This window comes from Microcystis sp. M_QC_C_20170808_M9Col, from assembly GCF_007095495.1.
Taxonomy (GTDB): Bacteria; Cyanobacteriota; Cyanobacteriia; order Cyanobacteriales; family Microcystaceae; genus Microcystis; species Microcystis aeruginosa.
Window position 1 is genome coordinate 1 of sequence record NZ_SFBZ01000084.1, and the last position, 7,229, is coordinate 7,229.

General features: G+C 47.2%; 9 protein-coding genes and 1 tRNA gene. 5 read left to right on the plus strand and 5 right to left on the minus strand.

Going from position 1 to position 7,229, the window contains the following annotated elements; genetic code table 11:
• On the minus strand, window positions 1-72 hold a 72-nt coding region (locus EWV68_RS05425; RefSeq protein WP_155726779.1), incomplete at its 3' end, for a helix-turn-helix domain-containing protein.
• 90 nt (window positions 73-162) lie between these two features.
• On the opposite strand from EWV68_RS05425, the gene EWV68_RS05430 reads away from it, so the two are divergent.
• Entirely contained in the window at window positions 163-1,212 is a 1,050-nt protein-coding gene (locus tag EWV68_RS05430; protein WP_061430140.1) for an AI-2E family transporter, read from the plus strand.
• 1 nt (window position 1,213) lies between these two features.
• Here EWV68_RS05430 and EWV68_RS05435 read toward each other — a convergent pair.
• A tRNA-Gln gene (locus EWV68_RS05435) sits at window positions 1,214-1,286 on the minus strand.
• 262 nt (window positions 1,287-1,548) lie between these two features.
• Here EWV68_RS05435 and EWV68_RS05440 point away from each other — a divergent pair.
• Entirely contained in the window at window positions 1,549-1,734 is a 186-nt protein-coding gene (locus EWV68_RS05440) for a hypothetical protein (protein WP_287169095.1), read from the plus strand.
• On the opposite strand, the gene ctpC is transcribed toward EWV68_RS05440, so the two are convergent.
• Complete coding sequence (ctpC, locus tag EWV68_RS05445; RefSeq protein WP_061430138.1) at window positions 1,724-3,016, minus strand: carboxyl-terminal processing protease CtpC; 1,293 nt, start codon at window positions 3,014-3,016, stop codon at window positions 1,724-1,726. The genes EWV68_RS05440 and ctpC overlap by 11 nt on opposite strands.
• A 245-nt stretch (window positions 3,017-3,261) precedes the next feature.
• On the opposite strand from ctpC, the gene EWV68_RS05450 reads away from it, so the two are divergent.
• The 3 genes from EWV68_RS05450 (at window position 3,262) to thiD (ending at window position 6,330) form a co-directional block, all read left to right on the plus strand.
• Complete coding sequence (locus EWV68_RS05450) at window positions 3,262-4,083, plus strand: cell division protein FtsQ/DivIB (RefSeq protein WP_287169097.1); 822 nt, start codon at window positions 3,262-3,264, stop codon at window positions 4,081-4,083.
• A gap of 192 nt (window positions 4,084-4,275) precedes the next feature.
• The gene (gene ftsZ, locus EWV68_RS05455; RefSeq protein ID WP_287169099.1) at window positions 4,276-5,523 is read left to right on the plus strand and encodes a cell division protein FtsZ; all 1,248 of its coding nucleotides are present in this window, start codon (window positions 4,276-4,278) and stop codon (window positions 5,521-5,523) included.
• 6 nt (window positions 5,524-5,529) lie between these two features.
• The gene (gene thiD / locus EWV68_RS05460) at window positions 5,530-6,330 is read left to right on the plus strand and encodes a bifunctional hydroxymethylpyrimidine kinase/phosphomethylpyrimidine kinase (RefSeq protein ID WP_287169101.1); all 801 of its coding nucleotides are present in this window, start codon (window positions 5,530-5,532) and stop codon (window positions 6,328-6,330) included.
• Between the two features lie 300 nt (window positions 6,331-6,630).
• Here the strand turns inward: thiD and EWV68_RS05465 are convergent, their stop codons facing one another.
• Together EWV68_RS05465 and EWV68_RS05470 are read right to left on the minus strand one after the other, a co-directional pair.
• Window positions 6,631-6,873, minus strand: coding sequence for a hypothetical protein (locus EWV68_RS05465; RefSeq protein ID WP_061430133.1), 243 nt, complete (start codon window positions 6,871-6,873; stop codon window positions 6,631-6,633).
• A complete protein-coding gene (locus tag EWV68_RS05470; RefSeq protein WP_353806745.1) occupies window positions 6,827-7,036 on the minus strand; it encodes a BrnT family toxin in 210 nt (69 codons plus the stop codon). The genes EWV68_RS05465 and EWV68_RS05470 overlap by 47 nt, the downstream gene beginning before the upstream one ends.
• Between the last annotated feature and the right edge of the window lie 193 nt (window positions 7,037-7,229).

Below are 7,229 nucleotides of genomic sequence, written 5' to 3' on the forward strand. Positions count from 1 at the left end.
GCCCAAAGTGCGCCGCAATAGCGACTCTTGTTCGGGTGTGGGGTAAAATCGAAACGAGTAGGCTTTTTCCATACCTCACATTTTAGCATATATTTCGTAAATGTGCTAATATTTAACAGCAAAGCCGTCGTAGAACGACGGGGTTTCAGACCCAAATTTTCGATGACTTTTGGCAGCAGCCTCGGTTTAGTTCTGTTAGTCTTTTGTCTGTTGATTCTCTGGCAGATTCGACAGATTCTCTTATTATTATTGATGGCGATTCTTCTGGCTCAGATTTTAAATTTGGCTGTGACTTGGTGGCAGCGTCATCACCTCAAGCGTTCCTACGCCCTAATTATCACTCTTTTTGGCTTCTTTATTGGTATTATCGGTATGTTTGTGGGGATTATACCCGCTTTAGTCCAACAATTTCGCCAATTATTTAGTTTATTACCCCAAGCTATAGAAAGACTCTGGGGACAAGTCCATAGTCTTGAGGATTATCTCGATCCTAGTCTGGCCAGTGTCTTACCGGACTTTAAAACACTGCTCGCTCAATTACAACCCCTGATTAACCAAATTGCTGGGCGGGGTTTAAGCATTTTTTACGGTACTTTCGGCATTATCCTCAGCTTACTGCTAATTGTTGCCCTGGGCTTGATGATTCTCGCCGATCCTGCCGCTTACTACCGTTGTTTTCTGCGTTTATTTCCTGCTTTCTACCGTTCTAGGGTACGATCGATCCTAGAACAGTGCGATCGAGATTTAAAAGCTTGGCTGAAAGGGATTTTCTGTCATATGTTGATTATGACCTTGGGCAGTTGCCTGGGTCTATCCCTGATCGGCATTCCCCTCGCTTTTTCCCAATCTATTCTCGCGGGATTTCTCACCTTTATCCCCAACCTCGGGCCAGTTTTAAGCACGATTTTACCCTTTTCTATCGCCCTTCTGGAAGCTCCCTGGCAACCCTGGGCGGTTTTACTACTCTACAGCAGTATTTATCTGTTAATTCAATATTTCGACCGTCATTCACCGCTGCCGATTTTAACAGTGCGGTCGCTCAGGCTCTTACCCGCTTTTACCCTGTTGGCCCAGTTGTTTTTCGCCTCGATTTTTGGCTTTTTAGGGCTATTTCTGGCGGTTCCCCTGGCGCTTATCGGTCGTATTTGGCTAAAGGAAGCTCTGATCGAGGATATTCTCGATCATTGGCCAATTGGGGATAAAAAATCCTAAACTGGGGATCTAGGATTCGAACCTAGGAAATGGCGGGACCAAAACCCGCTGCCTTACCGCTTGGCTAATCCCCATTGGACAGACCTTTTTAATATTAGCATTTATCTCCCCGGTTTTGTCAAGAAGTTTATAAAAATTTTTTACTTAGGGGTTTGCGGCAAAAAGTTTTTCGTGGGGGCAGGGTGTGGGGTGTGGGGTGTGGGGTGTGGGGTGTGGGGTTTGGGGTTTGGGGTTTGGGGTTTGGGGTGTGGGGTTTGGGGTGTGGGGTAGGGTTGATTCATGAATCAACCCTACTATGAATCAACCCTAGGGTTTGGGGTATAAGGAGAAAAATCTATGGATAATAGCCCACAAAACTGGTACATTGTCCGGGAAAATACGGGAATTTGTCAGATTATAGCCCTAGAAAACGGAAAAACCCCAGTCAATGGTCAATACTGGGGTCCTTTTGCCGAGCGGGGAGAAGCGATCGCCCGTCGGGTGGGTTTAATTCGAGCGGGCAAATGTCAACCTATTGTTTAGCGGTATTGGTGGGCGTTTTTTTGCCTTCAGTGATTTCTTTTTCCAAGATTTCAAAAGCCTTCTTGAATTGAGGATCCTGGAAGGTTCCCACCCGCTCCCGTTCCTGTTGAAGATTTTTGCGCTCTTCCTCGCTCAGTTCCGACTCCACATCAGGATGAATACCATCTTTATTGATGTCGCGTCCTTTGGGGGTAAGATACTTGGCAATCGTCACCGCTAATCCCGAACCGTCACTGAGATTGCGTACCGATTGCACTAATCCCTTACCAAAGGTTTTCGTACCGACAATAACCGCCCGATCATGATCCTGTAAAGCTCCGGAGAGAATTTCACTGGCACTGGCGGAACCACCATCGACGAGGACAACCAGCGGTTTATTAGTCAAAGCTTGATTATTGGCCCGTTGACGTTCCGTCACCCCTTTGCGATCGACCGTAGAGACAATTAAACCATCAGGTATCCACATCCGAGCGATTTCGATGCTGGCGTAGAGTAAACCGCCGGGGTTAGAACGCAGATCGAGAATATAACCTTTCACCTCTTCGGTTTCCAATTCGCGAATCGCTTGACTCATATCGCCACTAGCTTGGGCGCTAAATTGATTAAGACGGATATAACCGATTTTACCGATCGGGGTGTTTTCCGTGTGGGCGCGCACCGGGTGAATTTCAATTTTGGCCCGGGTAAGAGTCAATTCTTTCTTCTCCTCACCCCGTTGAATCGTGATCTTAACGCTTGTCCCCACTTTGCCGCGGATCATGCTCACCGCTTGATCGAGTTCCATACCTTCGGTAGATTTACCATCGATAGCGATAATCACATCTTTGGGCAGCACACCAGCTTTAGAAGCGGGAGTATCTTCAATGGGTGAAACCACGACTAACTGCTTAGTTTTCTCATCTTTGGTCAGTTGAATCCCTACCCCGGTCAATTCTCCCGATGTATCGATCTTCATATTGTTAAACTCTTTGGGATCCATAAAACGGGTATAGGGATCATTGAGAGTTTTCAACATCTCGCGGATAGCGGTGTATGCTTCCTCTTGATTTTTGTAGGAACGATTTAAATACTGATTGCGGATGGCGTTCCAGTCCGATTGATTAAAAGTGCCATCTAAATAAGTGCGGTTGATGATCTGCCAAACCTCATCAACGGTTTCCTTGGGACTTTCCTGAAAAAAAGCTTGACTTTGGGAGAGACGGAATCCCGCCCCCGTGACGGCGACGGTAGACAGGACCACTGCTGTAGCACCGAGAACAAGTCCGCGTTTGTTGATAACCATAGGTAATTTTCGGATAAATTAGGCTGTTCTTGCCAGAACGCTCTTTCTGGCTGACCGTCGAAATATCTTGGCAAAAAGGAGCGTTTAGGTTTCCTGGAGACAGACAAAAGAACGCCTGTAGACTACTACTGTTATAACATTTATTATCTCTTTCTTTGTCAAACTGGTTATTTGAGTAGCGATCGAGTTGCCAGCAGCCCACCTTGCGACCTAAGATAACAGCAAAACTGCCCGAGATTTTCCCTATGAGCGATCAAATCCTTTCTTCCCTCTCCCTAGAACAAAAACGACAAAACCTGCGCCACCAAAGGCGATCGAAGGTGTGGCAAGCCTTGGGTCGCTTTCTGGTGGTTAGTGGTTTAGCGACGGGATTAGCTTGGGGGATGACTTCGCCCTATTGGACAATTACCAAGGCCGGACAGGTGGAAATCGCAGGCACGGAATTAATGTCGCCCGAGTCGATTCGCGCTTGGCTAAAATTAAGCTATCCTCTGTCTCTCTGGGAATTACCTACCCATCAATTGCGAGAAAAATTAGCGGCTATTCCCGCTATTGCCGACGTTAAGATCGAGCGGCAATTATTACCCCCGAAAGTGATTGTTTCTATTCAAGAAAGAAAACCTGTTGCCCTTTGGCGTTCTCATCAACAGCAAGGTTTTTTAGATGCCACCGGAACGATAATTTCTCAAAACTATTATGGTCGAACTCTGCCCAAAACCCAATTACCTAGCTTAGAAGTGCTTGGTTACGACCGACAATATCAACAACAGTGGCAAAAAATTTATCCCTTAGTTGATAACTTATCGATTCAAGTTACCGCCATCGATTGGCGCAATCCTAGTAATCTTGTACTAAAAACTGAACTGGGACAGGTCTATTTAGGTTTTTATAAAGATAGATTGCCCGAAAAATTAACCGCTCTCGTACAATCGCGGCAATTGTCATCCAAGATACCTCTAGCGAGAATTATCTACATTGACCTGAGCAATCCCGATGCTCCCACTGTACAATTAAAACCGCAGCCAGCCCCTATCGTTGCCAAAGTAACGGCAACTGGTAGGGATTAACTGGAATTGATCAGCAAATAACCGCAATTATTCCCTTTATGTATTGCCAAAAACCCCAAATTATGATTTTCTGAACCAGAAACTGATAATGTAGATACTGGAACCGACATAATATTAGTGATAGTGTTAACATTGCATCTCTAATTCATCAAATCAATAACAGAATCTTGTACTAAGAGTGTTCCAATTCCAATGACATCGATTAATGAAATTGTTTCCACCTATCCCAATCTGAACAGTAACGATTATGCCAGTTCAGCTATGAGCGAAGATAATCATTACTCTCAGAATAATGCTGGAGTATTATTTACTCGTCCCCATGAATCACAGATGACACCCCGAGAAGAAAGTCGTAGCAATCGCATCGTGCCAAGTAATGTCGCCAAGATCAAGGTGATCGGGGTCGGCGGTGGGGGCTGTAACGCCGTTAACCGCATGATCGCCAGTGGCGTGACTGGAATCGAATTTTGGGCAATTAACACCGATGCCCAAGCCCTAGCCCACTCCTCCGCCCCCCAGAGGTTACAAATCGGGACAAAATTAACCCGCGGCCTAGGGGCGGGCGGCAATCCGGCGATCGGACAGAAAGCGGCGGAAGAATCTCGGGATGAAATCGCCCAAGCATTGGAAGGAACCGATCTAGTCTTTATTACCGCTGGGATGGGCGGCGGCACGGGAACGGGGGCCGCTCCAATTGTGGCCGAAATTGCCAAAGAAATCGGCTGTTTGACCGTGGGAGTTGTGACTCGTCCCTTTACCTTCGAGGGTCGTCGTCGCACTAATCAGGCCGATGAAGGGGTGGGTGGTTTACAAAGTCGGGTCGATACCTTGATTATTATCCCCAATAACCAGTTATTACAGGTAATACCCGCCGAAACTCCCCTACAGGAGGCTTTTCGGGTCGCCGATGATGTGCTGCGTCAAGGGGTACAGGGCATCTCGGATATTATCACTATCCCCGGTCTGGTGAATGTGGATTTCGCCGATGTGCGGGCAGTGATGGCCGATGCGGGTTCAGCCCTAATGGGCATCGGCATCGGTTCTGGAAAATCTCGGGCTAAGGAAGGAGCGATCGCGGCTATATCCTCACCGTTACTGGAATCCTCGATCGAAGGGGCCAAAGGCGTAGTCTTTAACATCACTGGTGGTCAAGATCTAACCCTACACGAAGTCAATGCCGCCGCCGAAATTATCTATGAAGTGGTTGATCCCAACGCTAATATCATCTTCGGGGCAGTAATTGACGAGAAAATGCAGGGAGAAGTCAGAATTACCGTCATTGCCACCGGTTTTTCCGGCGATTCCCCCTCTCGTCCCACCGGTAGCAAGGTGGTGATCAATGCCCCCGCACCCAGTCCGGCCCCGACTCCCGAACCACCAAAACCGGCGGGATTAGATATACCCGAATTCTTGCAACGTCGTCGTCCTTTTGATCGCTAACCTCCTATGACTGCCATTGCCCTCACCATCGCCGGTTCCGATAGTGGTGGCGGCGCGGGAATTCAAGCTGATTTGAAAACCTTCGCCTTCCACCGAGTTCACGGCACCAGCGCCCTTACCTGCGTTACCGCCCAAAATACCCTAGGGGTCGAGCGCGTCGAGTCCCTAAGTCCAGAAATGGTGACAGCCCAAATCGATGCCGTGGTCAGGGATCTGTCTGTGTCAGCGGTTAAGACGGGAATGCTGTTTAGTAGCGAGATTATCGAAGCAGTGGCCGAGGCGATCGAGCGCTGGCGTTTAATCAGTTTAGTGGTAGATCCGGTTATGGTTTCGCGGGTAGGAGCCAAATTAATTGATGATCGGGCTGTAGATAGTCTTTTTGATAGTTTAATTCCTCTGGCTTCGATTATTACCCCTAATCGTTACGAGGCGCAGCTTTTAAGTGGCATCGAGATCAATGATTTTGAGACGATGAAAGCGGCCGCCGAAATTATTTTCCAGAAGTCGGCCACACCAGTATTAGTGAAAGGTGGCGGCATGAAAGGCCGGCTGCGTGGGGTTGATATCTACTTTGATGGGGAGGAATGGGAAACTTTTAAGACCAGAAGCGTCGAAACCAATAATACTCACGGGACTGGTTGTACCCTATCGGCAGCGATCGCTGCTAACCTCGCTTTGGGTGATGACCTGAAAATAGCGGTGAAAAAAGCCAAGGATTACGTTACTAACGCCCTCGATCATTCCCTCCCTATCGGTCAAGGAACCGGTCCTGTGGGCCATTTTTACCGCTTAAAAGCCCTAAATTAGTCGATTCATAACCACTACGCCGCGTATTTCCCCCCAAGTACCCCAGAGTTGCACTGGTCGCCCCTCGGTTCCCCTCTCGGTCTATCGAGAATTAGTCAAAGAATTGCAGGCCACTCAGGCACGGGTGGAATTTCTAGAAGCACAAAACCAGCAACTTGTCAAGAGTAATCGGCAATTACGTCAGGATGGCAAGTGGTGACTTTAATCGATAATCGCAGAGTCCTGTAGGGGCGAAGCATTCGGGTATAACCCATCGCTGAAACCGGAGATTTCCTGTCCGAATGCTTCGCCCTTACTTTTTTAGCAAGTCCTAACCAATTCAGGTAAAGGTTCAGGACCTACCCATCTACCTTGTTTCCAGATTTCCTCATCCTCTACCGGTAACGCATCGGGATCGGAACGGGCAGCTTGATCTATTTCCTCTTCGGTCATCTTGTTGAGCCGTTCCCTCTCTTTTAGTTTTTCCGTGCCGGACTCGATGACGATTTTCTCTTGGCTACCGTCCTTTAAGAAAACTGTAATACGCTTTTCGTTCACGCTCATTTGCCCTCCTAGCAGTAATTAATCGACAAGATTTGCCTCTTAAGGTATATACAAGGCAATAGACCTGTTTTTCAAGTTCTCCAAACGCTATCGTCCGTTTTTCGCCATAACCCCTACGATTATCTGGGATTTCATAAAGAAAAGTATCGAAAAGATCGAGAATTTACTCAAAGTCCACATTATGTTTTTCTATGTTAGAACACCGCTTGCTCTCATCCCATTCAAACGAGTCAAACTTCATCGAAAATTTGGGTCTGAAACCCCGCCGTTTTAGGTTGGCTTTGCTGTTAAATATTAGCACATTTACGAAATATATGCTAAAATATGAGACATGGAAAAAGCCTATTCTTACCGAT

Excerpts from the sequence above, each read along its gene's own strand:
- EWV68_RS05430 (WP_061430140.1), top strand. The coding sequence starts at position 163 with ATGACTTTTGGCAGCAGCCTCGGTTTAGTTCTGTTAGTCTTTTGTCTG.
- EWV68_RS05440 (WP_287169095.1), top strand. The coding sequence starts at position 1,549 with ATGGATAATAGCCCACAAAACTGGTACATTGTCCGGGAAAATACGGGA.
- ctpC (WP_061430138.1), bottom strand. The coding sequence starts at position 3,016 with ATGGTTATCAACAAACGCGGACTTGTTCTCGGTGCTACAGCAGTGGTC.
- EWV68_RS05450 (WP_287169097.1), top strand. The coding sequence starts at position 3,262 with ATGAGCGATCAAATCCTTTCTTCCCTCTCCCTAGAACAAAAACGACAA.
- ftsZ (WP_287169099.1), top strand. The coding sequence starts at position 4,276 with ATGACATCGATTAATGAAATTGTTTCCACCTATCCCAATCTGAACAGT.
- thiD (WP_287169101.1), top strand. The coding sequence starts at position 5,530 with ATGACTGCCATTGCCCTCACCATCGCCGGTTCCGATAGTGGTGGCGGC.
- EWV68_RS05465 (WP_061430133.1), bottom strand. The coding sequence starts at position 6,873 with ATGAGCGTGAACGAAAAGCGTATTACAGTTTTCTTAAAGGACGGTAGC.